18 protein-coding genes are annotated in these 25,800 nt (G+C 72.7%); 15 read left to right on the top strand and 3 right to left on the bottom strand.

Annotated features, from left to right (window positions below; translation table 11 throughout):
* Window positions 1-564: 564 nt before the first annotated feature.
* From CLV40_RS40520 to CLV40_RS07370, 7 genes are all read left to right on the top strand, one after another.
* Window positions 565-1,476: a hypothetical protein gene (locus CLV40_RS40520; RefSeq protein ID WP_104478074.1), complete on the top strand. Its 912-nt coding sequence runs from the start codon at window positions 565-567 to the stop codon at window positions 1,474-1,476.
* Between the two features lie 23 nt (window positions 1,477-1,499).
* The gene (locus tag CLV40_RS07350; protein WP_104478316.1) at window positions 1,500-3,041 is read left to right on the top strand and encodes a DNA polymerase Y family protein; all 1,542 of its coding nucleotides are present in this window, start codon (window positions 1,500-1,502) and stop codon (window positions 3,039-3,041) included.
* Window positions 3,041-3,169: a hypothetical protein gene (locus CLV40_RS40220; RefSeq protein WP_281261647.1), complete on the top strand. Its 129-nt coding sequence runs from the start codon at window positions 3,041-3,043 to the stop codon at window positions 3,167-3,169. The genes CLV40_RS07350 and CLV40_RS40220 overlap by 1 nt, the downstream gene beginning before the upstream one ends.
* A gap of 900 nt (window positions 3,170-4,069) precedes the next feature.
* Window positions 4,070-7,369, top strand: coding sequence for an error-prone DNA polymerase (locus CLV40_RS07355; protein WP_104478075.1), 3,300 nt, complete (start codon window positions 4,070-4,072; stop codon window positions 7,367-7,369).
* A gap of 465 nt (window positions 7,370-7,834) precedes the next feature.
* Window positions 7,835-8,587, top strand: coding sequence for a transposase family protein (locus tag CLV40_RS07360; protein WP_104478076.1), 753 nt, complete (start codon window positions 7,835-7,837; stop codon window positions 8,585-8,587).
* Between the two features lie 420 nt (window positions 8,588-9,007).
* Complete coding sequence (locus CLV40_RS07365; protein ID WP_181043362.1) at window positions 9,008-9,427, top strand: universal stress protein; 420 nt, start codon at window positions 9,008-9,010, stop codon at window positions 9,425-9,427.
* Window positions 9,428-9,439: 12 nt separating this feature from the next.
* Complete coding sequence (locus tag CLV40_RS07370; protein WP_104478078.1) at window positions 9,440-10,030, top strand: pentapeptide repeat-containing protein; 591 nt, start codon at window positions 9,440-9,442, stop codon at window positions 10,028-10,030.
* A 49-nt stretch (window positions 10,031-10,079) separates the two neighbouring features.
* Here CLV40_RS07370 and CLV40_RS07375 read toward each other — a convergent pair whose 3' ends face one another.
* Window positions 10,080-16,673 carry a glycohydrolase toxin TNT-related protein gene (locus CLV40_RS07375; RefSeq protein WP_104478079.1) on the bottom strand — a complete coding sequence of 2,198 codons (6,594 nt, stop codon included), beginning with the start codon at window positions 16,671-16,673 and terminating at the stop codon, window positions 10,080-10,082.
* Window positions 16,674-16,791: 118 nt separating this feature from the next.
* Between CLV40_RS07375 and CLV40_RS07380 the strand changes: the two genes are divergently transcribed.
* The 5 genes from CLV40_RS07380 (at window position 16,792) to CLV40_RS07400 (ending at window position 21,166) form a co-directional block, all read left to right on the top strand.
* Entirely contained in the window at window positions 16,792-18,003 is a 1,212-nt protein-coding gene (locus CLV40_RS07380) for an MFS transporter (protein WP_245931151.1), read from the top strand.
* A gap of 64 nt (window positions 18,004-18,067) precedes the next feature.
* Entirely contained in the window at window positions 18,068-19,054 is a 987-nt protein-coding gene (locus CLV40_RS07385) for a helix-turn-helix transcriptional regulator (protein WP_104478080.1), read from the top strand.
* 2 nt (window positions 19,055-19,056) lie between these two features.
* Window positions 19,057-19,986 (top strand): DMT family transporter, encoded by a 930-nt coding sequence (locus CLV40_RS07390; protein ID WP_104478081.1) that lies wholly within the window; start codon window positions 19,057-19,059, stop codon window positions 19,984-19,986.
* A 23-nt stretch (window positions 19,987-20,009) separates the two neighbouring features.
* Window positions 20,010-20,864, top strand: a complete 855-nt coding sequence (locus tag CLV40_RS07395; protein WP_181043363.1) for a bifunctional methylenetetrahydrofolate dehydrogenase/methenyltetrahydrofolate cyclohydrolase — start codon at window positions 20,010-20,012, stop codon at window positions 20,862-20,864.
* Entirely contained in the window at window positions 20,861-21,166 is a 306-nt protein-coding gene (locus CLV40_RS07400; protein WP_245931152.1) for a DUF3017 domain-containing protein, read from the top strand. The genes CLV40_RS07395 and CLV40_RS07400 overlap by 4 nt, the downstream gene beginning before the upstream one ends.
* Here CLV40_RS07400 and CLV40_RS07405 read toward each other — a convergent pair.
* Window positions 21,156-21,983, bottom strand: coding sequence for a helix-turn-helix domain-containing protein (locus CLV40_RS07405; RefSeq protein WP_181043364.1), 828 nt, complete (start codon window positions 21,981-21,983; stop codon window positions 21,156-21,158). The two genes, CLV40_RS07400 and CLV40_RS07405, sit on opposite strands and share 11 nt — an antisense overlap.
* A 218-nt stretch (window positions 21,984-22,201) precedes the next feature.
* On the opposite strand from CLV40_RS07405, the gene CLV40_RS07410 reads away from it, so the two are divergent.
* Window positions 22,202-23,185 (top strand): malate dehydrogenase, encoded by a 984-nt coding sequence (locus CLV40_RS07410; protein WP_104478084.1) that lies wholly within the window; start codon window positions 22,202-22,204, stop codon window positions 23,183-23,185.
* Window positions 23,186-23,264: 79 nt separating this feature from the next.
* Window positions 23,265-24,080, top strand: a complete 816-nt coding sequence (locus CLV40_RS07415; protein ID WP_245931153.1) for an inositol monophosphatase family protein — start codon at window positions 23,265-23,267, stop codon at window positions 24,078-24,080.
* 3 nt (window positions 24,081-24,083) lie between these two features.
* On the opposite strand, the gene CLV40_RS07420 is transcribed toward CLV40_RS07415, so the two are convergent.
* Window positions 24,084-25,025 carry a zinc-binding dehydrogenase gene (locus CLV40_RS07420; RefSeq protein WP_104478085.1) on the bottom strand — a complete coding sequence of 314 codons (942 nt, stop codon included), beginning with the start codon at window positions 25,023-25,025 and terminating at the stop codon, window positions 24,084-24,086.
* A 77-nt stretch (window positions 25,026-25,102) separates the two neighbouring features.
* Between CLV40_RS07420 and CLV40_RS07425 the strand changes: the two genes are divergently transcribed.
* The gene (locus CLV40_RS07425; RefSeq protein WP_104478086.1) at window positions 25,103-25,741 is read left to right on the top strand and encodes a TetR/AcrR family transcriptional regulator; all 639 of its coding nucleotides are present in this window, start codon (window positions 25,103-25,105) and stop codon (window positions 25,739-25,741) included.
* Window positions 25,742-25,800 lie beyond the last annotated feature (59 nt).

Here is a 25,800-nt window from a genome sequence, read left to right on the forward strand (position 1 = left end):
CCTCGCTGCCTCGCTGCCTCGCTGCCTCGTCCCGCTCCGTCTCGTCTGTTCTGCCTGCTCCTGCCCACCTTGCTCAGCCTGTCTGTCTGCCGCCTAGCCCCTCTTGGCACCGCCACCCCGCCGCGCGCGCCGCTCCCCGAGTTGTCCACAGGCTTGATCATCTTCACCCGAAACCGTCGGTGCGCGCCGGTAGAATGGATACCGGGGGCGGAGGCACGCTTTGATCATCTCCGCCGTGGCGCACCCACCCTTCCGCCTGGCGCATCCCCTTCTCGTCCGGGCGAGATGTCGACGCCTGGCCCGCCGTGTTCCGCGATCGCGGCTGCGCCCGACTCGCTCGACTCGAACCGGCCTTTCCCTTGTCGCAGGGCCATTTCTCAAACCTGTCCTCTTTGGCTTGTCGCCGCGCCGGGCGTGGGGTAGTCTCGCTCATGTCGAACAGACGTTCGATGCAATACCCAGGGGTGCGGTCGGAGTCGAGGCCGTTCGTTCCCCGGCCGCCGCCTCCCCGCGGTTGCCAGCGCGTATTGAGCGGTACGCGCGAGCGTCCAGGGAGGTAGTGCGGTGTGGTCGCTGCCCGCTCCCGGCGCGGGGAAGTACTCGGAAGCGGGCGGCGACCGCGTCCCCGCTCGCAGGCGCCCCTTGCGCGCGGTCTGCCCGCGCCGGGCCGACGCGCGGCCTGAGCACGCCGTCTCCCTCGCCGAGAACCTGGCCCTCGCCGCCGCCCTGGAAGTCGACTTCCCCGCGCACGCGGCATCCTGGCTCCCCGCCGTCGAAGAACCCGTTGTCCTGCAACGGGAACCCGCGCTCATCGGCGCCCGAGCCGCCTTCTCCGAAGAGTTCCGGACAACCGGGAACACCGGCCCGAGCCTGCTGCCCGTGCACCCCGGCCTGACCGCGGCGTTCCCCTGGGGCGGACTCCGCCGCGGCGGCACGGTTTCGGTGCGCGGCAACACCTCCCTCCTGCTGAACCTGCTCGCCGGCCCCAGCGCGGCGGGCGCGTGGGCCGCTGTCGTCGGCCTGCCCGACCTGGGTCTCGCCGCCGCCGCCGAGATGGGGGTCGACGTCGACCGGCTGGCCCTGGTGCCCGAGCCGGGGCCGGAGGTCGCCAAGGTCGTCGCCGCGCTGATGGACGGGTTCGACGTGGTCGCCGTGGCCGCGGGCCGGATCGGCGAGTCCCTGGCCCGCAGGCTGTCCGCGCGGGCGCGCAACCGGGGCGCCGCGCTCGTCGCGTTCGGCGCTTGGCCGGGCGCGGAGGTGGAACTCACAGCCGCCCGCGGCCGCTGGGCCGGGCTCGGCGACGGATTCGGCCATCTGCGTGCTCACCAGGCCGAGGTCCGCACCCGCGGCCGGGGCGCCGCCGCTCGCCCCGCCCGGCTCCCGTTCACCCTCCAGGGTAGTGGGCCCTTGACTGTCGAACAGACTGAACATATGTTCGAAAACGACAGCGAACAGCGCCGTGCGCACCCATCCTGACCTCGGAGAAAGCCGTGACCAGACTGCTCGTCCTCTGGTGCCCCGACTGGCCCGTAGTGGCCGCGGGCGCCGCCGCGGGGCTCGCCGTCGACGCGCCGGCCGCGGTGGTCGCGGCGAATCGCGTGGTCGCGGTCAACGCCTTCGCCAGGGGTGAGGGCGTGCGGCGCGACATGCGCCGCCGCGAGGCCCAGCAGCGCTGCCCCGACCTCGCGGTGCTGCCCGCCGACGCCGACCGCGACGCCCGGGTGTTCGAACCGGTCGCCGCCGCGGTCGAGGAGCTGGCCGTGGGGGTGGAGGTCGTCCGCGCGGGGGTGGTCGCCGTGCCCGCCAAGGGCCCGTCGGGCTACTTCGGCTCGGAGGCGGCGGCCGCCGAGCGGTTGATCGACCAGGTGGCGGCCCGCACCGGCGCCGAATCGCAGGTCGGCATCGCCGACGGGCTCTTCGCCGCCACCCTCGCCGCGTACCGCGGCCTCGTCGTCCCGCCGGGCGGCAGCGCGGAGTTCCTGGCCCCGCTGGGCGTGCACGAGCTGCCGGACCGGGCCGAACTGGTCGACCTGTTGCGCCGACTGGGTTTGCGCACCCTCGGCGCCTTCGCCGCGCTCGAACCGGCGGACGTCGCGTCCCGCTTCGGCGCCGACGCGGGCTACGCCCACCGGCTGGCCCGCGGCCTGGAGCAGCGCCCGCCGTCGCGCAGGCGGCCCCCGGTCGACCTGTCGGTCTCGCACGTCCCCGACCCGCCGATCGACCGCGTCGACGCCGCAGCTTTCGCCGCCCGCACCCTCGGCGAGCGGCTGCACGACCACCTGGCCACCCACGGTCTGGCCTGCACCCGCCTGGCCATCCACGCGGCCACCGGCACCGGCGAGGAACTCCTGCGCCTGTGGCGCTGCGCGGACCCGCTGACCCCGTCGGGCATCGCCGACCGCGTCCGCTGGCAACTCGACGGCTGGTTGCGCGGCCCCCACCGCCCCACCTCCGGCATCACCCTGCTGCGGTTGGAGCCGGAGGAGGTCGTCGACGGCCACGCCCTGCAACTGGGCCTGTGGCAGGGCGGCCACGACGAGGGCGCCGAACGCGCGGGCCGCGCCATGGTCCACGTCCAGGGACTCCTCGGCCCGGAAGCCGTGGTAACCCCCACCGTTGGCGGCGGCCGGTCCCCGGCGGACCGCGTCACGCTCACGCCGTGGGGGGAGGAGAGACCGGAGCCGGAGGCCCCGGAACCCCCGTGGCCGGGCCGATTACCCACGCCCTCCCCGGCGACCGTCCCCGCCATCCCGGTCCAGGTCTCGGTCACCGACCGCAACGGCCAAGAGGTCGGCGTCACCGGCCGCTTCGCCCTCACCGCCAACCCCGACGAGGTGCGAACCCCCGACGGCACCACCCACCGCGTCATCGCCTGGGCAGGCCCCTGGCCCGCCGACGAACGCTGGTGGGACCCGAAAACCGCCCACCGACGAGCCCGGCTGCAGGTCCTGCTGGCGGAAAGGTCCGAAGAGGACGGACAGGGCGCCCTGCTCCTGGTCCGCGAAAACGAGAAATGGTCTGTAGAAGGAATATACGACTGATGCTCCCCCACGAAGACCGCCACGTCCCCGTCGACCTCCCGGACCTGATCGACCTCGCGGCCCTCATCCCGGAACCCCGCCGCTCCCCGGAGAACCACCACCCCCGAACCCCCGACCCCAACCCCTGACCGCACTCCGGGCCCACACCGGCCTTGGACTGGACCAAGCCCGGACTCGGGTCGAGCCGGACGGATCCGGACCTGAGTCGAAGCCGTCGCTCCGGAGCCGAACCGCTGGGCCTGAGCCTGAATCGAGCCGGAACCCTGAGCCAGGACCGGATCCGGACCCGAGCCGATCCAGCCCACGTCGCAAGCCTGCTCGACCGGGGTCGAGCCGATCCGGTGGGGTGGTCTCAGCCTGAGCCGGTTCGAATCACGGGAGCCCGCCCAAGCCCGAGTTGGATCCGGGCCCGTCCAAGGCAAGTCCGACTCACCCAGGGTCGATCCCTGCCTGGCGAGCGTTGGTCCAGTCCGAGTCGGGGCCGAATCGAGCGGATCCGGTCCCGGCCCGACTCCGACCCGGATCCGGTCGACCTGCCCGGATCGAAGTCCGCCCGGCTTGAGTTGATCGGGGGCGGACTCGGACCGCGCGCGGATCTGATCGAGTCCGCCCCGATCCGCCTGAGCCGACTCGACCCGATTCGGTGGGCCGACCAAGCCAGGTCCGGCTCGACCCCAGCCGTGCCAACCGGATCCGAAGCCGAGTCGGAGCTTTGACCCGCCAACCGAATTCCGGCGCCGCGCGGGCACCTTGCTTCGGTCTGCCCTGCCGCTTCCGGGTTTCCTCGCCCAGCCGATCGTCCGCCGGTCGTGCGGAGGTTGCTGGTCCTGCCGCGATTCCCCAGACCCGATACCAGCCCAAGTCCTGTCGCACCCGGAGGTTCTGCCCGCCACTCGCCCACCCGGCTACGCGGCCACTCGACGGCGGTTTCCCTGAACGGCTCCACCGCGGTGGAGTCCCGAACCCGGGTCCGCCGCCATCCGCCCGCACCAACTCGGTGAGCCGAGTCAACCCGGAGGTCGTTCGACATGGGGTGGAACAACCCGCCGGTGCGGTGGTCGGAGTTGGAGCGGATCCTCTCCGGTCGCGCGCCCGAGACCGGTGACGGTGGGGACAGCCCGGCCTGGACCCGGCACCGGGAGCGGTACCTCGCCCCAGCGGGCGCCCAGTCCTCCGGTGTCACCGACAAAGCCGACGGCGACGACCGCGTCCCCTACGCGGAACTGCACTGCCACACCAACTTCAGCTTCCTCGACGGCGCTAGCCACCCCGAGGAGCTGATCGAGGCCGCCGCCCTGCTCGGCCTCGACGCCCTGGCCATCACCGACCACGACGGCATGTACGGGGTCGTCCGCTTCGCTGAGGCGGCCAGGGAAGTCGGCATGCGGACGATCTTCGGCACCGAACTCAGCCTCGGTCTCACCGCCCCCCAGAACGGTGTGGCCGACCCCGAGGGCGAACACCTTCTCCTCCTCGCCGACGGCCAAGAGGGCTACCACCGCCTCTGCCGCGTCCTCACCTCCGCCCACCTGCGTGGCGAGGAGAAAGGCAAACCCGCGTACGACCTGCAGGAGGTCGTCGAGGAGACCCGCGACAACTGCGTCGTCCTCACCGGCTGCCGCAAAGGCGCCGTCCGCCGGGCACTCGCGGCCGGTGGCCCGGCGGCCGCCGCCGAGCAGCTCAGGTTGCTCACCGTCGCCTACGGCAAAGACCGCGTCTTCGTCGAGCTGGTCGACCACGGCTTCCCCGACGACACCACCCGCAACGACCTCCTCCACAAAATGGCCACCGACCTCGGGCTTCCCACCGTCGCCACCAACGCCGTGCACTACGCCCACCCCGGCCGCGGTCACCTGGCCGCCGCGATGGCCGCGGTCCGCGCCCGGCGCAGCCTCGACGACCTCGCCGGGTGGCTGCCGCCCGCCCCCACCGCGCACCTGCGCACCGGCGCCGAGATGCACCTGCGGTTCGCCCGCTACCCCGGGTCCGTGCAGCGCGCCGCCGTGCTCGGCGTGGGACTCGCGTTCGACCTCGAAGTCGTCGCCCCCAAGTTGCCGCCGTTCGACGTCGAGCCCGGCCACACCGAAACCACCTACCTGCGCGAACTCGTCTACACCGGCGCCGCCCGCAAGTACGGCTCGGCCGCCGAGGCGCCCCGGGCGCACGCGCAGATCGCGCACGAGCTGGCCGTCATCGAGGAGTTGGGCTTTCCCGGCTACTTCCTCGTGGTGTGGGACATCGTCGAGTTCTGCCGGAAGAACGGCATCCTCTGCCAGGGCCGGGGCTCGGCGGCCAACTCGGCGGTCTGCTACGCCCTGGGCATCACCAACGTCGACGCCGTGCGCTGGGAGCTGCTCTTCGAGCGGTTCCTCGCCCCCGCCCGCGACGGCCCGCCGGACATCGACCTCGACATCGAGTCCGACCGCCGCGAGGAGGCCATCCAGTACGTCTACCAGAAGCACGGCAGGCGCCACGCCGCGCAGGTCGCCAACGTCATCACCTACCGGGCCAAGTCGACCGTGCGGGACATGGCGAAGGCGCTGGGCTACTCGCCGGGGCAGCAGGACGCGTGGAGCAAGCAGATCGACCGCTGGGGGCCGCTGGCGGGCACGGTCGGCGACAACCACCTCGACGTCCCGCCCGCCGTCCTGGAGCTGGCCGGGCAGCTGGAGGACTTCCCGCGCCACCTGGGCATCCACTCCGGCGGCATGGTCATCTGCGACCGCCCGGTCAGCGAGGTCTGCCCGGTGGAGCCCGCCCGGATGGCCGACCGCACCGTCCTGCAGTGGGACAAGGACGACTGCGCGGCCGTCGGCCTGGTCAAGTTCGACCTGCTCGGCCTCGGCATGCTCTCCGCGCTGCGGTACATGGTCGAGATGGTCCGCGACCACGAGGGCAAGCTCGTCGACCTCGGCGCGCTGGACCTGGCCGACAAGGCCGTCTACGACATGCTGTGCCGCGCCGACTCGGTCGGGGTGTTCCAAGTGGAGAGCCGGGCGCAGATGGCGACCCTGCCCCGGCTGCGGCCCCGGGAGTTCTACGACCTGGTCGTGGAGGTCGCCCTCATCCGGCCCGGCCCCATCCAGGGCGGCTCCGTGCACCCGTACATCCGCCGCAAGAACGGCAAGGAGGACGTCACCTACGAGCACGACCTGCTCAAGGGCGCCCTGGAGAAGACCAAGGGCGTGCCGCTGTTCCAGGAGCAGCTCATGCAGATGGCCGTCGACGTCGCCGACTTCACCCCCACCGAGGCCGACGAACTGCGCCGCGCCATGGGCGCCAAGCGCTCCACCCGCCGCATGGAACGCCTGCGCGACCGCTTCCACCAAGGCGCTGCCCGGCACGGCATCGGGGCGGAACTGGCGGGCCGGATCTACGAGAAGTTGCTGGCCTTCGCCAACTTCGGCTTCCCGGAGAGCCACGCCCTCAGCTTCGCCCACCTGGTCTTCGCCAGCGCGTGGTTCAAGCTCTACCACCCGGCCGCGTTCTGCGCAGGCCTGCTGCGCGCCCAGCCGATGGGCTTCTACTCACCGCAGTCCCTCATCGCCGACGCCCGCCGCCACGGCGTCACCATCCTCGGCCCGGACGTCAACGCCAGCGCCGCACACCCCGACCTGGAAGGCGACGGCCCGGCGGTGCGGCTCGGGTTGGCGTCCGTGCGGTCCATCGGCGACACCCTGGCGGCCGAGATCGTGACCGCCAGGGGAAGCACCCCGTTCCACGACATGGTCGACCTGGCGCGTCGGGTCGACCTCACCCGGCCGCAACTGGAGGCCCTGGCCACCGCCGGGGCGTTCGACTGCTTCACCAGCCGCCGCCGGGAGGCGCTGTGGGCGGCCGGGGCGGTGGCCGCCGAGACACCCGGGCACCTGCCCGGGACCGCGGTCGGCGTCCACGCTCCCGCGCTGCCCGAGATGGACCAGTTGGAACTGGCCGTTGCGGATGTCTGGGCCACGGGGATGTCGCCGACCAGCTTTCCGACCCAGTTCATCCGTGATCACCTTGCGTCCCTTGGTGCGGTCACCGCCGCGGAGTTGCCGAAGGTCAAGAACGGGACCCGTGTGCTGCTCGGGGGTGCGGTCACCCACCGGCAGCGGCCGCAGACCGCGGGTGGGGTGACGTTCCTCAACATCGAGGACGAAACCGGCATGGTGAACGTGGTCTGCTCGCCCGGCCTGTGGGCGCGGTACCGGAAGGTGGCGCGCGCGAGCGCGGCCCTGCTGATCCGCGGCACCGTGGAGAACGCGGACGGCGTCACCAGCCTCTACGCCGACCACTTGCAACACCTGGCCATGCGAATCCCGTCCAAGTCCCGCGACTTCCGCTGACCCAGGGCGATTCCTGCCCTGTCGTCCAGACAGTCCGGGTCTCCTCGAACGGTCCTCCGAGCCTCCTTGCTCATGGCCGACTTTGGCTGCGCGGCTGGAGCCGGGATCGCCTTGCCCCGCACCCGGTTGGTTTCGGGTGCCGAGGTTCGCCGGGCAGGCCCAGTTGCCTGCTCGACTCGGACCGCTGGAACCCGAGGTTCGCCGGGCAGGTGCCGGAGTCGCCTTGCGCGACTCCCGGGCCGCCCGACTGGAACACGACGTCACCAGGCAGACCCGATCCTCCTTGCCCGATTCCCGGCCTGCCCGCGCCGCCGTCAATTCAAGTCCGGCCGACTTATCCACATCCTCGGCACCCATCCACAGAGGCTTATTCACGCCCCGGGATGATTACCCCGATGTAAGAGGCGGCGGCCCGTTTGAGAGAATTCAGTTACCACACCAAGTGCTCGAAAACGGACCGCCTCCATGTATCATACCGCCGGCCTCACTCGGGGCCGTGTCGAGGAATTATGTGCCCTGATCGGCGAAGCGACCGGGGAGTCGGTTCGCCGATGGCCGCCGGTTCTGGGTTTGTCTCGCTCCGTGGTGGTCACGCTGGCGTATTTGCGCCGAAATCGAGTGCAAGCGGAGTTGGCGGAAACCTTTGAGGTATCGCAGTCGACGATCAGTCGGGCGATCGCCGCGGTGACGCCACTGTTGGCCGACATCCTCGAACACCGCATTCCCACAGCCGACGATCTCGACGACCGCAGCTCCCACATGGTGGATGGAACCCTGCTGCCATGCTGGTCGTGGTCCTCCCGCCCGGAGTTGTTCTCCGGGAAACACCGGACCACCGGCTTCAACGTCCAGGTCGTGTGCACGCTGGACGGTCGCCTGAGATGGGTGTCCGATCCGATGCCGGGAGCCCGGAACGACATCGTCGGCCTGAAAGCCTCACGGATTCTCGACGGCCGAGACCCCAGCACGTGGCTCGGCGACAAGGGCTATATCGGGAGTGGCATTCTGACCCCGATCAGAAAACCCAGGAACCGTGAACAGCCCGACTGGGAAAAAGAGTTCAACCGGCACCACAACTCCATCCGTGTCGTGGTCGAACGCGCCATCGCCTGCCTCAAGACCTGGCGGATTCTCCACACCGACTACCGGCGCCCCATCGACACTTTCGCAGACGCCATCTCCGCAGTTGTCGGCCTCTATTTCTACGCCGCTGAATAAGCCTCACAGGATTTCCGCGACTCTTCCAACGAACCCCACCACCGATAGACTGGAGCAGGACTGTCCCCCAGGGGAAGGGCGGGGGCTGTGCTCGCGGGGCTCGGGGAAATTGATCAACGAAACTCGCTGAGGGCGTCGCTCCGCTGCTGCCTCTGTCGACCTTGAACGTGGCTTGAGCGCGATCTTGCCTGGGGCATGGACTAGCGGCCGATGCATATGGAACCGCCACGGGCGGTCTGCGCGTGTCGCCGTGGTCTTTGTGGTCGAGGTGATCGAAGCCCGCCGTGGCCAGCCGGTCCGGTGAGCTTCATCAAGGCTTTTGCACGACTGCCGGGCCTGGGCTCTCGGTCGAGCTCGGGTGTTCGTTGCGATTGGCTGGCGTTAGGCGGATTTGAGGTCGTCCGGCCTACCATCATGGGCGTGCCGGGTGCGAAGGACGGGGTGGCGGTTGTCGTCGTCGGGATCGACGGCAGCCAGTCCGCCATGAACGCTTTCGCCTGGGCTACGGGGCTTGCGCGTCGTGAGCAGGCGCGGTTGGTGTTGGTGTTCGTCGAGGCGCTCACCAACCCGGCCTACTGGACCGGTGTCAGCGTCGCGGGCGCGCAGGAGGCCGCTGCCGCGTACGTCGACGAGTTGCGCTTGGACGCGACCCGCTACCTGGACCCGATCGGTGTCCCGTGGGACGTGGTCCACCTGCGCGGCGACCCGGCGCGCGGGTTGGAGTCGGTGGCCGAGGAGGTGGCGGCCGACTGCGTCGTCATCGGCCGCTCCCACCACGGCGGCCGGGTGGCGCGGTCCCTGATCGCCGAAGCCGCGCGGCCGGTCGTCGTGGTGCCGTGACAAGCTGGCCCGGTGGAGACGACGACCGACGAGGACTTCAGCGAAACCGACCTGCACGGCCGGGAGTTCGCCCAGCACACGTTCACCGACTGCGACTTCAGCGGCGCCGACCTGCGCACCGCGACCACCACGGGCTGCACCTTCATCGACTGCCGCTTCACCCGCGCCGACCTCGGCGAGTCCCGCCACACCACCACCGCGTTCCGCACGTGCTCGTTCGACCGGGCCACGCTCACCGACAGCACCTTCACGGGGTGCTCGCTGATCGGGTCGACGTTCACCGACGTCCGCTTCCGGCCGATCACCATCACCGACACGGACCTCACCCTGGTCAGCCTCGCGGGCGCCGCCCTGCGCAAGACCGACCTGCGCGGCCTGCGGCTCCGCGAGGCCAACCTCCTCGACGCCGACCTGCGCGAGTGCGACCTGCGCGAAGCCGACCTGTCCGGTGCCCGCCTGCACGGCGCCCGGCTGGACGGCACCGACCTGCGCGGCACCCGCCTGGACGCCAACGGCTTGGTGGCCGCGAACCTCCGCGGCGCCCGGGTCGACGTCGACCTGGCCCTTTCCTTCGCGGCGGCCCAAGGTCTGGTCATCGGCTAACTGAGTCGCGAGTGGACCGGTGGGGCCACTCGCGAGTGGCCCCACCGGGTCAGCGGCCGGTCCTGGGCGGGCCGGGCGGCTGCCGGTCGTCCAGCGGCACCAGGTTCCCGTTCGCCACCAGCTCGTCCACCGACGCCTTGAGCAGGTACGCGACGCCGCCGCCGGGCTGGTCGAACCACGGGATCGCGACACCGGTCAACGCCTGGGTGGGCTTGACCACGCGGTACGCGCGGTAGGGCCGGTTGATCCAGTCCGGCACCAGCGACCGCCGCTCGAACGGCGTGCCCGACGCGTAGGTCAGGTTGCCGGTGGGATCGCCGAACCGGTCCACTTCGGTCCCCGGGGGCAGCTCCATCAACTGCTTGCCGCGGAACAACGTCAGCGGCGGCTCGCCCGCGCAGGGCTGGATGGGCCAGTCCTGCGGCCTGCGCGAGGTCGGCTCCGTCCGGTTCAACCGCGACGCCGCGGGCTCCGGCTTGCGCGGCGCCCGCGGCTGCGGCCGCTGGGCGACCTCGTCGTCGTCATCGTCGAACACCGGCGCGGGCGCGACCGCGGTCGGCGCGGGCTCGGCGCGGCGCGGCGGGGTGAACAGGTTGTCGACCGCCTGCCGTGGCCGCTCGTCCCGGCTCGGCCTGCGCTCGGCCCGCGGCGGGCGCGGCGTGATGTCGAGGACCAGCTTGCCGATCAGGAACGCCGACGCGTCGGCGACGTCCTCGAACACGGCGGGCGCGACGAACCGCTCGTCGAACCACCCGACGCGCCAACCCTCACCGGTCTGCTCCATCGTCCACGCGGGACCGGAAGGCGAGCCGATCCGGTACCGCGACTCGGGAATCCCCAACGCCGTCAGCCGGACCCGCAGGCGCTCCACCATCTCGGCGGGCGAGTTCTGCGACGGCAACGCCGCGGCGGGCGGCTGCCGGTCCGGAGTGGACGGTTGCGGGGGCGCGCTCGACGCCCGGTTCGTGAAGTCCCCGACGGCCGCCCGCAGCGGCTGGACCTCGCTCTCCGCGACGACGCTGGGCGCCCGCTCCCACGGCGCGCTGCCGGATGCGCCCGGCTCCGCCGCGGGCTGCTCGAACCGCCACAGCGGCTCGCCCTCGGTGGGCTGCGCGGTCTCCGCGTGCAGGGCCCGCCGTCCTCGACGGGGCTCGACGGGTTCGTCGGCGTCGAGTTCGCCGTGCCCTCGTTTGTCCACAGTGGACTCACTCGGGTGTTCGTCGCGCGTCGCGGAATCCGGAGCCCAAGGCGAACCCGCCCAGTCCTGAACCGGGGTCTCCGTGGTCGCAGGCGTCTGCGGAGCCGCCGCCGCCTCGCTCGGCGCCCACGGGGAGGTCGCGTCCTTGTCGTCATCGGCGAAGGGCGACCACGGCGCGGTCGACTCCGCACTCGGCTCGGCGCTTTCCGGCGAGCCCGCCCGACGCGCTGCCCGCCCACCGTCGACCGGCGCCCGCGAAGTCGGGACCTCCGCGGTCTGCTCGCCCGCATCCGGTGCGGGCGAAGCGGTCGTGGCCTCGGAAGTCGTGCGCGACTCGGCCGGTGTGTCGGTGGTCCGGTCGCTCGACGCGGACTGGTCGGGGGCCGCCGCGCGTGTGGTCGGGGCCTGGCCGGTGACGGCCGGTGCGTCGGTCGTTGCCCACGACGTGGCCTGGCCGGTGTCAGCGTTCGCGCTGGGGGTCGCCTCGGCGGTCCGAGCGGGCTGGTCGCCGGACGGTGCGTCCGGCTGGGCTGCCCAGGGCGCGGTCTGGCTGGAGGGCGACGGCTCTGCCGGTGTGTTGGTGGTGGCCCAGGGCTGATCGTCGGACTGGGCTGCCCAAGGCGCGGTTTCGCCGAGAACCGTGTCGGCAGTCGTCGACTGCGGCTCTGCCGGTGTGTTGGTGACCGAGGGCTCAGCAGGTGCGCCGATGGTGGCGCGCGTGGCTGGGGCCTGGTCGTCCGGCTGAGTCGCCCAGGGAGCCGCCTGACCGGTAGTCGTCCAGGTGGAGGCCGGTGCGTCCGGCTGGGTGGTGGCCCAAGGGGTCGCTGCCGAGACCAGGGTGCCCGCGGGCGAGTCCGGCTCAGGTGTCCACGACGCCTGACCGGCGGTGTCGGAGGAGCCTGCTCCCGCGCTGGTCGTTGCCCAGGTGGTCGAGGTCTGGTCGCCCGGCTGCTCGGGTGCCCAGGACGGTGCCCGGCCCGCGGTGTCGGAGGCCGCCGAGTCCGGCTCGGTCGCGGCGCCGGAAGCGGCCGCGGTCTGATCGCCGGGCAGTGAGTCCGGCCGCGAGGCCCAGGACGGTGCCTGGCCTGCCGCTTCGGCGGCTGCCGAGTCCTGCTGCGTCGAGGTGCCGGTAGTGGCCCAGGTGGCAGAAGGTTGGTCGGTCGAGGGGGAGTCGGCAGGTGCCCGGTGGGACGCTTGCGCGGTCGCGGAGTCCGACTCGGCCGGGGCACCGGCCCACGCGGTCGAGGTCTGGTCGCCTGGCTGCTCGGGGGACCAAGACGGTGCCTGGCCGGTGGCGCCGGACGAGTCAGGTATTGCTGAGGCCTCGGTCGGTGCCCAAGTCGACGTCTGGCCGCTGGGCAGTGCATCGGGCTGTTCAGGTGTCCAGGACGGTGCCTGATCGGTGGTGGCGGACGAGTCGGGTCCTGCTGGGGCGCTGGCCGTCGCCCAGGTGCTCGACGTCTGGCCGCTGGGCAGTGCGCCGGGCTGTTCTGGGGTCCAGGACGGTGCCTGGTCGGTGGTGGCGGTGGAGTCGGGACTCGTTGCGGCGTTGGTGGTTGCCCAGGTGCCCGAGGTCTGGTCGCTGGGCACCTGCTCGGGGGTCCACGGCGGCGCCTGGCTGGTGGAGTCGGAACCAGCCGGGGCGTTGGTGGTCGCCCAGGTGCTCGCGGTCTGGTCGCCGGTCAGTGAGTCCGGCTGCTCGGGAGACCACGACGGGGCCTGACCGGCAGTGTCGGAGCTAGTCGTGTCCGGGGTGCTGGTGGTCGTCCAAGACAGCGGCTGGGCGGCGGTGGCCGAGTCCGGCTGTGCAGGCGCCCAAGGCTGGTTGCCCGCTGGTGAGTCGGCTGGCGCCCAGGACGGTGCCTGGTCGGCGGGCTCGGCGGTTCCGGACTGTGCCTGGGTGTCGGTAGCGGGAGTCTGGTTGCTCGGCTGCGGGGCCCACGACGATGCCTGACCGGCGGCGTCGGAGGTCGCCGAGTTCGGCTCCGCCGGGGCGTTGGTGCCCCAGGGAGTCGAGGCCTGACCTGCGCCAAGCCGCTCGGGAGTCCACGACGGTGCCTGGCCCGCGGTGTCGGCGGAGTCGGGTTCTGCCTGCGATTCGGCAGGTTCCCAGGACGGTGCCCGGCCAGGCTCGGCGGTACCCGAGTCCGGCTGCGCTGGAGTGCTGGCGGCCCAGGTGTCGGAGGTCTGGCTGCTGGGCAGTGCGCCCGGCTGGTCGGTGGCCCAGGACGGTGTCTGGCCGATGGGTTCCGCGCCACCCGAGTCCGGCTGCGCCGGAGTGCTGGTGGAGGCCGTTTGGCTGCTCGGCAGTGCGCCGGGCTGCTCTGGGGTCCACGACGGTGCCTGGCCGGCGAGTTCGGAGGTCCCCGCGCCAGGCTCTGCCGCGGCCTTGGTGGCCCAGGTAGCCGAGGCTTGGCCGCTCGCCGGTGAGTCGGGCTGGTCGGTGGCCCAGGGCGGTGTTTGACCGGCGGATTCCGGGTGGGCTTGCGCCGGGGTGCCGTTGGCGGCCCAAGTGGTCGACGGCTGGTCGGACAGCCCCCAGGGCGGCGTCTGAGCGGCGGTTTCGGCCGCGGTGCCTTCCGGTGCCCAGGTGCTCGAGGGCTGGTCGCTCGGCTGCGCCGGGAGCGGCTCCGATGCGGTACCGGCCCACGAGGCCTTGTCGGCGGTCGGCGCGTCCGGCTGGGTGGTCCACGGCTTGGCGGTCGCCCACGACGGGGTCTCGGCCTCGGCGGTCTTGCCGGACGCGCCCCACGCACCCGGCTGGCCTGCAGACCACGGCGTGCTCTCGCCCGTGGCCTGGTCGGGGGTGTCCGACTCGGGCGCCCAAGTGGAGGCGTGGCGGGACTCCGCCGGGTCGGCGGCGGGTGCGTCCTGGCCGGGCTTGTCGGACGCTCCCCAGGTCACCGAGCTGAAGTCGCTCGACGGCGCCTCGGTTGCCGGGTCGGTCTCGGGCTTGGCCGGTGCCCACGTGCTGGACTCGGCGCGGTCGTCGGTCTCGACCGCGGCACTGTCCTCCGTCGACTCCTCCGCGGCATCGGTGGTCGCGTGGCGGGACTGGGTGACCTCGGCCGGTGCCCGGGTCGACGAGTCCTCGGTGGTGCCGTCGGCGACCGGGGTGCTCGGCTCGAACGGCGACCACGGCGAGGCGGCCACGGGCTCCGCGCCGTTGCGGGTACCCGGCTCGGCCTGGGCGGCGGACGGAGTCCAGAGGTCCGCGGCGGCGCTGTCCGGCTGGACCGCGGGCTCGAACGGCGACCACGGCTTGGTCTCGTCCGCCCGCGCACCCGGCTCCGATGGGCTCGTCCGGCTCCACGGCGGCGCCGCGGCCTCGGACGCGGGGGTGAACGCGTCGAACGGGGTGCCGTAGGCGCTGGCCTCGGTCTTGCTCGGGGCCACGCGCTCGGCGGACGTCACGAAAGCGCTGGCGATGTCGATCGGGCCCGGTGTCGGGCGGTCGTCGGCGCCGGGGGCGGACTCCTCGGCGGGCAGCCACGGGGCCTCGGCCGGGCTCGCGGGGAGGACTTCCTCACCGGCTCGGGCCGTCAGGCCCGCCCCGACCTTCGGCTGGGACGCGCGCGGATCGGGCAGCCTCGGCGACGAACCGCCGTCGCCACCCGGCTCGGATTCACCCGAACGAGACCTTCCGCGCCCGGTGTCCGGACCGCCGAACTCGCGGGAACCACCGGTCGACCCACGGCGGTGCGGCGCGGTTTCGGACTCGGCACCGCCGAACCCGCCGTTGCCGGGCTCGCCTGCCGAGTCGTCCGGACGAGGCTCGACCCGCCCGGCCTCCGGACCGCCGAAGTCGCCGCCCTGGTCGCCCGGGGATTCACCCCTACGAGTGCCGCGGCGGGTCGCCTCCGGGCCGCCGAACCCGGGTTCTCCGGTGGCGCCTCGGGTGCCCTCAAGGCCACCGGGCTCCTCGCTGCCCTGGTCCCCGTCTGCGCGGGTGCTGTCGGGGATGCCGAAGGCCGCAGGTCCGTTGCCGAACCCGCCAGGCTCACCGCCGGATCCGCCCGGGCGAGCGCCGCCGCGGGCCGTCTCACGGCCGCCGACCACGTGTTCTCCGGGGCCACCGAACCCACCCGGCTCACGGCTGCCCTGGTCACCGCCGGATCCGCCCGTGCGGGCGCCGCCGCCGAACCCGTGCTCGCCTGCCGCGCCCCGAGTGCCCTCGGGCATACCGGACCCTGCCGGTCCGTTGCCGAACTCGCCGTTGCCCTGGTCGCCTGTGGATTCGCCCGTGCGGGCGCCACCGCGAGTGCCCTCACGACCGCCGAATCCGCCAGGTCCGCCACCGAACCCACCCGGCTCGCCGTTGCCCTGGTCCCGCGCCGAATCACCCGCACGAGAACCGCCGCTGCCGCGCACTCCGGCCGGGGAGCCGTTCAGGGGCACGTCCGGGCCGCCGGGGCCACTGCGGAACCCACCCGGCTTGCCGTCCTGCTCCCCGACCGAATCGCCCGGGCGAGCGCCACGCGCTGCCTCCGGGTGGTGGCCGTTGACCGCTTCGGCACCGTCGAAACCACGAGCCTGGTCGGCCGGCGATTCACCCGGACGGGGAGCGAAACCCGCCAGACCGGGCTCCGCCGACCCGTTGCGACCCGGGCCGGTCGGGGGGTGGCCGTTCACCCGCGGCGGCATCGGCCGTCCGCGGTTGAGGAACGCCGCCGCGTTGGCTCTGGCCTGGTCGTCCACCTCGGGGAGCGCGAACCCGGCCCGCCGGACGTGTTCCACCAGGTCGGGCTCCGGGGGCACGCCGTGCGCCCGCAGGTAGTAGTTGACCGCCGCGGGCCAGATCCAGGCCCCGTCGGTGTGGAACGCGACCGGCACCGTCTGCCGACCCTCGTCGTCGAGGTGGTCGGTGTCCAGCCCCCGGCTCGGCAGCGCCAGCGGCGCCTCGTCCAGGTAGCGCAGCAGCGCCTCCGGGTCGTCCACCGGCGGCCGGTTGATCATCGGGCGGCCCGACGGGCCCTTGCCGTCGAAGATGCGCGCGACCCGGAACGGCGGCTTCAGCGCGGCCATCCTGCGGACCATCCACTCCGGGACGTTCTCGTCGTCGCGGGGGAAGGCGCGCAGGTCGTCGGTGTAGGCGGGCAGCGGCGGCGGGTTCAGCCACTTCGGCTCGTCGCGGTCGTATTCCAGGTTGTACGCCGACGGCTGTTCCAGCAGGTAGCGGGCGTTGAACCAGGTCCCGCGCCCCTCCCGGTACATGCCCGCGCGCAGCCTGCTCAGGAGCATGGCGATGTCCGAGGACACCTTGATGTCCTCGGTCGTCTCGTCCGCCAGCGTCACCCGGGCGCTGGTCTCCAGGTAGCGGCCGAGGGCCCGGTACTCGACGACGATGGACGCCCACCGCGCCGGGGCGGCCCGCAGCAGCGCCAGCCCGATCTGCTTGACCAGGGCGTCCTGTTCGGTCGGGTTCAGCTGCGTCGGTAGTGCCACGGTGACATCTTCTCCTGATGGCATGCCTTCGGCATACGGTGGATCGATCGGTGCCGGTCTGCCTGCGACGATGACATATCGTTATCAGCCGGTCGGGTAAGTGGGGCACAGTGACCGGGTGCTGGGTCCTTATCGCCAATTACTCGCGACCCGCGGTCTCGCCGGTCTGCTGACCTGGTCCCTGCTCGGCAGGCTGCACCTGCCGGGTACCCCGCTGGCCATCACCTTCCTGGTCGCGGGCTGGACCGACTCCTACCTCGCCTCCGGTGTCGTGGGTGGTCTGTACACCGTGGGTGTCGCCGTGGGTGGGCCACTCCGTGGACGGTCCGCCGACACGGGTGACCCCGTCAAGCTCCTCGTCGCGCTCTCCCTGGCCTACGCGACGGGGATCACGCTCCTAGCCTTCCTGCCAACCCTCCTCCCCGCCACCCTCTGGCCGGTAGCCGCCGCCGTCGCCTGCGCGGCGGGCCTGGTCCAGCCGCCCGTGACGCAGATCGCCCGGGCGAGCTACCCGCGACTGGCCGCCGACCCGGCAGTCCGGCAGTCCGTCTACGCGGTCGAGGCCACACTGCAGGAACTGCTGTGGGTCGTCGGCCCGGTCCTCATCGCCGCCGTGGCCACCGCGGTCAACCCGCTGGCGGGCATGCTGACCTGCGGTTTCCTCGCGCCGGTCTGCACCGCCGGGTTCGCCGTGGCGGTTCACCGGGCCGGGCTGCGCACGCCGGTGCCGCGCGCGGACACCGCCGCCGGGTCGGTCCTGCGCCTGCCCGGCATCCCCGCGGCGCTGCTGACCTGCATGTTCCTCATCGCCCCGCTGATCGTCCTGGACATGACGATCGTGGCCTGGGCCCGCGACTTCGGCTCCGCCTCCGCCGCCGGTCTGCTGCTCGCGGTCTGGTCCGTCGGCTCGGCCGTCGGGGGGCTCGTCGCCGGGGCGCGGACCGCGCCACCCGTGCTGACCAGGCGGATCCTGCTGATGGCGGTGGGCATCCTGGCCCTGGTCGTGGTGCTGCCGCCGGTGGTGGACGGCTCGGTCTGGCTGCTCGGCGCCGTCCTCGCGGTGGGTGGCGCGGCCGTCGCGCCCGCACTGGCCGCGGCCAACAACCGGGTCGGCGACCTGGCGCCCGAGGGCCGCGCGTCGGAGGTGTTCGGCTGGGTCATGATGGCCGCCACCCTGGGCGGGTCGCTGGTGCTGCCGGTCGCGGGCTGGCTGCTCGACCACGTGGGCCCGGCCGCCGCGGCGGGCGCCTCCGCCGCGTTCGCGCTGGCCGCCGCGCTGTGCGCGCAGACCGTGCCGGACCCGGCCGGGCGGGTGCGCGCGACCGGATAGTGGGCGGTTTGGTGTCAGCGTCACAACTGTGCCAGCCTGCTGCCGCCCCACCCGAAGGAGGAGCATGTCCGACGGCGACCTCGCGCCGCACCTGAGCAGGCTGGGTCTGCCCGACGACGACATCCGGGCCTACCTCTACCTCCTGCGCACCGGCCCCGCCACGGCCGAGGAGGTCGCGGCGGGCCTGCCCGGGCCGGTCGACGGCGTGCGCCGGTCGGTGCGCACCCTCGTCGACGCGGGCCTGCTCGGCGCGGGCGGCCCCGACGGGCTGGTCATCACCCCCGTCCCACCCGGCTCCGGGCTGCAGATCCTCAGCCGCCGCCGCGAGTCGGAGCTGGAGCAGGCCAGGGTCGCCACGCTCAACGCCTACGACACCTTCCGCCGCGCGGTCTCCCCGCAGCGCACCGACGACCTGATCGAGGTCGTCACCGGCACCGCCATCGCCCAGCGCATCCAGCAGATGGAGCTGAGCGCGCGCACCGAGATCCGCAGGCTGGAGTCGCCGCCGTACTTCGCCGAGGGACACGTCAACAACGCGGAGCTGGAGCAGCTGGGACGCGGTGAGGTGACCTACCGCGTGGTCTACGCGCGCGCCGCGATCGAGGACCCCGGCCGCTACGCGCAGAACATCCAGCCGTGCGTGGCGGCGGGGGAGCAGGCCAGGGTGCTGCCCGAGGTGCCGGTGAAGCTGACCATCGTCGACCAGCAGTTCGCCACGGTGTCGCTGCCCGTGGCGGAGGCCGACGTCAACCGGTCGCTGCTGGTGGTCCGGCCGTCCAGTCTGCTCTCGGCGCTGATCGGGCTGTTCGAGGCGTCCTGGCGGCTGGCCGTGCCGCTGCACGCGGGCGCCCGCGCGCCGTCGCCGGTGCAGCCGATCGAGCAGCGGCTGCTGGGTCTGCTCGCCGCGGGCGCCAACGACGACTCGATCGCCCGCCAGCTCGGCGTGAGCAGGCGCACGGTGTTCCGCCACCTCCAGCGGCTGATGGACCACGCGGGCGCCACTTCCCGCTTCCAACTCGCCGTGCACGCCGTCCGACACCGGTGGATCTGACCGTGCGCCTCTTAGCCGTAGCGGCCTCCCTGCTCGCGGGGCTCGCGTTGGCGGTGCAGAGCAAGGTCAACGGCGCCTTGGGCCACGCGTTCGGCGACGGGCTCTTCGCCGCGTTGACGTCCTTCGGCGTCGGACTGGTCCTCTTGGTCGTCATCGTCGTCGCGACACCGTCGTGGCGGTCGGCCGCACCGCGGTTCACCGCCGCGTTGCGCTCGGGGGAAATCCGCCCGTGGCAGTGCCTCGGCGGCGCGGCGGGCGCCTGCTACGTCACCTCCCAAGGCCTCACCGTGACCCTGCTCGGCGTGGCCATGTTCACCGTGGCAGGCGTCGCGGGCCAGGTCGTCAGCAGCCTGCTGGTCGACCGCGCGGGCTTCGGCCCCGGCGACCCGCGCCCGGTGACCCCGACGCGCGCGCTCGGCGCCCTGCTCACCGTCGTCGCCGTCGGCATCGCCGTCTCCGACGAACTGTCCACACCGGACCACCTGTGGCTCTCGCTGGTCCCGGCGCTGGCGGGCGCGGGCATCGGCTGGGCGCAGGCGGCCAACGGGCTGGTCGGCGCGGCCACCCGCAGCGTCGGGTTCGCCGCGCTGGTCAACTTCGCCGTGGGCACGGTGTTCCTCGTCATCGCCTGCCTGGTCGACGTGCTCGCGACCGGGCTGCCCGCCGCGCCGCCGTCCGACCCGCGCCTCTACCTCGGCGGGACGTTGGGGGTCGTGCTGCTGCTGACCACCGTGTTCGCCGTCCGGCAGATCGGCGCCCTGCTGGTGGGCCTGTGCGCGGTCGCGGCGCAGGTCGCAGGCGCCGTGCTGCTCGACGTCCTGGCCTCCGGCGGCATCGAGGTGACCACCCTCGTCGGCACGGTCGTCACGCTGCTCGCCGCCGGGCTCGCCGCGGTCCCGAGCGGACGGGCACGGGTCGCGGTGCGTGGATAAGAGGCAATGCCAGAATGGGGTACGTGACCGCGAAGATCCTTGACGGCAAAGCCACCCGCAACGCCATCCTCGCCGAACTGCGCACCCGGGTCGAGGCGCTGGCCGCGCGCGGTGTCGTGCCCGGGCTGGGCACCGTGCTCGTCGGCGACGACCCCGGCTCACACGCCTACGTGCGCAGCAAGCACAACTTCTGCCAGAAGATCGGCCTGAACTCGATCCGCCGCGACCTGCCCGCGCACACCACGCAGGCCGAGCTCGAAGCGGTCATCGACGAGCTCAACGCCAACCCCGAGTGCACCGGCTACCTCATCCAGCTGCCGCTGCCCGGCCACCTCGACGCGGGCCGCGCGCTGGAGCGGGTCGACCCGGCCAAGGACTCCGACGGCCTGCACCCGACCAACCTCGGCAAGCTCGTGCTGGGCGACGCCGGTCCGCTGCCGTGCACCCCGGTCGGCATCGTGGAGATCCTGCGCCGCTACGAGATCCCGCTGGCGGGCGCGCACGTCACCGTGGTCGGCCGCGGCGTCACCGTGGGCCGCCCGCTGGGCCTGCTGCTGACCCGGCGCAGCGAGAACGCCACCGTCACCCTGTGCCACACCGGCACCAAGGACCTGGCCACCGAGGTGCGGCGCGCGGACATCGTGGTGGCCGCCGCGGGCAACGCGGGCCTGATCACCGCGGACATGGTCAAGCCGGGCGCGGTCGTGCTCGACGTGGGCGTCACCCGCACCGAGGCGGGCCTGGTCGGCGACGTGCACCCGGACGTGCGCGAGGTCGCCGGGTACCTCGCGCCGATGCCCGGCGGGATCGGGCCGATGACCGTGGCCATGCTGCTGAGCAACACCGTCGACGCCGCCGAGCGGGGCTTGCCCGCGTGAGTTCCCCACCGCAGCGCGGCGGCGGGCGGCACCCGGTCCTGGTGCACCTGCCGTTCGCCATGGTCATGGCGGTCGTGGTGCTCGGCCTGGTGCGCATCATGCAGTACTACTGGCGCGAGGGCTCGCTCTGGATCGGGCTCGCGCTGCTGCTCGCGGGCGGGCTGCGGGTGCTGCTGCGCGACGAGCAGGCCGGGCTGCTCGCGATCCGCAGCCGGGCCATCGACCTGCTGCTCTACGGGCTGTTCGGGGTGCTGGTCATCGCCGTCGCGGTGACCATCGAACCCGGGCCGATCAGCCACTGAGCTCCGTGATCAGCCGGGCCGAGGCCGCCTCGTCCAACGCCACGCTGAGCAGCTCGACCACCACCTGGTCGTAGCGCTTGACCTCGGCGGTGTCCTCCACGAACAGGCTCGACGTGCGGTTCTCCAGCAGCACCAGCGCGCCGCGGCGGTGGAACTGCATGCGCCGGAACGACCCGCGCAGCCCGGGGTGCCCGTGGTGCAACCGGGGGACGACCCGGATCGTGACGTTCTGCTTCTGACCCGCCTCGGTCAGGTAGCGCAGCTGACCGCGCATCACGTCGCTCCCGCCGACCACCGTGCGCAGCGCGGCCTCGGTGAGGATCGCGTAGTAGCGCGGCGGCTGCGCCTTGCGCAGCACGGCCTGGCGGCGGATGCGGTCCGTGGTGCGGTCCTCGATCGCGCGCTCCTCGACCATGTCCACCTCGCGCAGCACGGCCTGCGCGTACGGCACGGTCTGCAGCAGCGCGGGCACCAGCGCCGCCTGGAAGTCGACCAGCATCTCGGCCTTGGACTCCAGCACCCGCAGCGTCGCCGACGGCCGCTGCTCCGGCCACGCCGTGGGCTCCGCGGCGTCGCGGGCCAGGGCGAGCAGGTCGTCGCGGTGGGCCTCGCGCACGCCGTAGAGGACGAGCAGCGCGGTGACGTCGTCCACCTTGTGCGGCCTGCGCCCGTTCTCCAACCGGCTCAGCTTGGACGTGCTGATGCCGGTCTTGGCGGTCACGTCGGCCAGGCTCAGCCCGGCGGTCTCGCGGTGCGCCCGCAGTTCCTCGCCGAGCAGTTCCAGCCGGACCGTGGTGTCCGGTGCGTGGAGCGTCACCCAGGCATGATCTCCGTGCTCGGGAGGAAGTAACCACTGGTGAGGGGCCTTGTCGGGGTAAGTCCACCCGATGGGGTCGAGACCCTGCTCACCGCGCGGGGTCGGCGGGCGCCCTGCTTGGTAGCCTCCCCCCTGCCGGGCGACGTCGCCGACAGGGCACCGACTGCCGCGTGACCGCTGGCGCTGAATCATCCATCTGTCTCGGGAGGATCTGCCAAGTGGCACCCGTCAACGTCACCGTCACCGGCGCGGCCGGCCAGATCGGCTACGCCCTGCTCTTCCGCATCGCCTCCGGTGCCCTGCTCGGTCCCGACACCCAGGTCAGCCTCCGGCTGCTGGAGATCCCGCAGGCCGTGAAGGCCGCCGAGGGCACCGCGATGGAGCTCGACGACTGCGCGTTCCCGCTGCTGAGTGGCATCGAGGTCACCGACGACGCGAAGAAGGCCTTCGACGGCGCGAACGTGGCGCTGCTCGTCGGCGCCCGCCCCCGCACCAAGGGCATGGAGCGCGGCGACCTGCTGGAGGCCAACGGCGGCATCTTCAAGCCGCAGGGCGAGGCGATCAACGCCGGTGCCGCCTCGGACATCCGCGTGCTGGTGGTCGGCAACCCGGCCAACACCAACGCGCTCATCGCCCAGCAGCACGCGCCGGACGTGCCCGCGGCCCGCTTCACCGCGATGACCCGCCTCGACCACAACCGCGCGATCTCGCAGCTGTCGTCGAAGCTGGGCGTGTCGGTCGGCGACATCAAGCGGCTGGCCATCTGGGGCAACCACTCGGCCACCCAGTACCCGGACGTCTTCCACACCGACGTCAACGGCAAGTCCGCCGCCGACATCGTCAACGACGAGACCTGGCTGGCGGAGAGCTTCATCCCGACCGTGGCCAAGCGCGGCGCGGCGATCATCGAGGCGCGCGGCGCGTCCTCGGCGGCGTCGGCGGCCAACGCGGCCATCGACCACATCCACGACTGGGTGCTCGGCACGCCCGCGGGCGACTGGACCTCGATGGCCATCCCGTCGGACGGCTCCTACGGCGTGCCCGAGGGCATCATCTCCTCGTTCCCGGTGACCTGCCAGGGCGGCGAGTACTCGATCGTCCAGGGCCTGGAGATCAACGAGTTCTCCCGCACCCGCATCGACGCCTCGGTCGCCGAGCTGGTCGAGGAGCGCGACGCGGTCCGGGCGCTCGGCCTCATCTGATCCGACTGGTCCGACGCTGACACGGCGGCTCGCGCGGGATTGCCCGTGCGAGCCGCCGTTCGTGTTCTACGGTGCGGGGGTGACCTTGATCCCGTGGCCGGTGCCGGAGCCCCAGTTAGCCCAGGCGACGCACCCGGTGCTCGCCGACGCCGCCCGCGCCGCGGCCGCCGCGTACCGCGAGGCCCGGCGCCTGCACACCCGGCCGCAACTGGCCGAGGAGCTGGCGATGGGCGCGGACGGCACGCCGACCATGCGGGTCGACTCGATCGTCGAGGACGCCATCGCCGAGTCCGCCCAGCGGCACGGGGTGAACCTGCTGTCCGAAGAGGCCGGTTTCGTGGATTGCGGTTCGGCCACCACGCTGGTGATCGACCCGCTCGACGGCTCGTCGAACGCCGCGTCCGGTGTGCCGCTGTCCTGCTTCGCGGGCGTGCTGGCCCGCGACTCCATCGCCACCGAGGCGCTGACGGTGTGGCTGGACACCGGCCGCTCGTGGTGGGCGCGCGCCGGTCAGTCCACTCCGTACCGGACCAGCGGACGCACCACACTGGACGGTGCCGCGGTCTGCCTGCTCCGACCGAAACCGCACGCCCGCGACGAGTGGCTGCGCGTCGCCGACCGCGCGGGCAGGCTGCGGATCCTCGGGACCACCTGCCTGGAGTCGGTGCTGGTGGCGGAGGGCTCGGTCGACGCCTTCGCCGACCCCGGCTCGGACACCCTGCGCATCGTCGACCTGGCGGCGGCGATGGTGACGGTGCCCGCCGCGGGCGGGGCGGTCGTCGACGCGCGCGGCCGGACCCTGGAGTTCGACCCGGACCTCACCCGCCGCTGGTCCGGCATCGCCGCGGCCACGCCCCGGCTGGCCGACGAGGTCGCCGAGACCGTGCTGGGCTGATCGCTAGGGGACGAGCACGGCCTTGCCGGTGACGCGGCGGTCGAGGAAGTCGGCCAGCGCGGTCTTGGCGTCGTCGAGGCGGTACTCGGTGACGGGGACGTCGAGGTCGGCCCGCAGGACGGCGTTGAGGTCGGCGGGGAAGGCGGCGTCGAACTTGACGTTGAACAGCCGGGTCTTCCGGCCGCGGCCGAGCCCGGTGAGCCTGCGCGCCTCCCAGCCGAGCAGCCGGGCGATGATGACGAGGAACGGGCGCAGGGGCGACCCGGACGCGTCGCCGTCGGCCTTGCTGCCGTAGCTGACCAGGGTGCCGCCGGGCTTGAGCATCCGGTACGAGTCGACGAGGTGCCTGCCGCCGATGTGGTCGAACACGACGTCCGCGTCGAGCTGGACCGGCTTCCGGTAGTCCAGCGCCACCGCCCCCAGCGCCTCGACCTCGGTCAACCGGCCCGCCGACGCCGTCCCGACCACGGACGCCCCGGCCTGGCGCGCGAGCTGGACCAGCAGCCGACCCACCCCACCCGAGGCGCCGTGCACGAGGACGGTCTGCCCGGCCCGCACCGTGGCCACGCGGTGCACCATCCGCCAGGCGGTGACCCCGTCGGTGATCAGCGCGACGGCCTTCGCCGGGTCGGTCCCGTCCGGCAGGACGACGAGTTGGCGGGGATCGACCTGCACCTCGGTGGCCCAGCTGCCACCTCGCGGCATCGCAGCCACCAGCTTGCCCGCGAGTGCACCCCCCACGACCGTGCCGACCAGGTCGTAGCCGCTGACGAACGGGAACTCGGGCTGGGCGTAGAAGCGGCCGAACAGCATCTCCCGGTCCGCCGAACCCACCCCCGCCGCCGTCACCCGGACCAGGGCCTTCCGCAGGTCGCGGACCAGCTCGCGGGTGCGCAGCTCCAGCACCTCGGGCCCGCCGCGACGCGTTGCGACAACCTCTTCCATTCGTAACACCCTCTCGCAAAGTTAGAAGCTCTAACGCAAGCTTGAGCCTGTTACCATCGAGCTGTCAAGGAGGGGTGATGAGCAGGCGCGAGCGGTATCGCGAAGAGGTGCGCCAAGAGGCCAAGGCGCACGCCATGGCGCAACTCGCGGAAAACGGGCCCGGCGGTATCTCGGTCAACTCGATCGCGCACCGAATGGGCCTTTCCGGGCCCGCGCTGTACCGCTACTTCCCCAGCCGCGACGCGCTGCTCACCGAGTTGATCTCCGAGGCGTACCAGGACCTGGCCGAAACCCTGGAATCCACCGCCGCCGAGCACCGCGCGGCCGAACCGGTCGTCGCGCTCACCGCCATGGCCATGGCCTTCCGCGAGTGGGCGCTGGCCGGGCCGCAGCGGTACCTGCTGCTCTTCGGCACCCCCGTGCCCGGTTACGCCGCCCCCGCCGAGACGATCGCCGCGGCTCAGCGCGCGTTGCTGGCGTTCGCGCAGGTCCTCGAGCGGCTCCCGGCGCCCGCGTGCCCGGTCGACGAGAGCTTCGGCCAGTGGCTCACCGACCGCGGTGTCGGCGTCGCGCCGTCGGCTTTTCGACAGGCGGTAGTCGGCTGGTCACGCATGCACGGGCTGCTCAGTCTCGAACTCACCGGCCAGTTCGCCCTAATGGGCTTCGACGTGGCCCAGCTATACCGAGACGCGGTGAAATCGGTGCTAAACGGCTAACCCATTCGAGGCTGTATACCCCGATAGCGTGAACGTCTGGCTAATGGCATCACGGGCTG

The sequence above is a fragment of the Actinokineospora auranticolor genome, from assembly GCF_002934265.1.
Classification (GTDB): Bacteria; Actinomycetota; Actinomycetes; order Mycobacteriales; family Pseudonocardiaceae; genus Actinokineospora; species Actinokineospora auranticolor.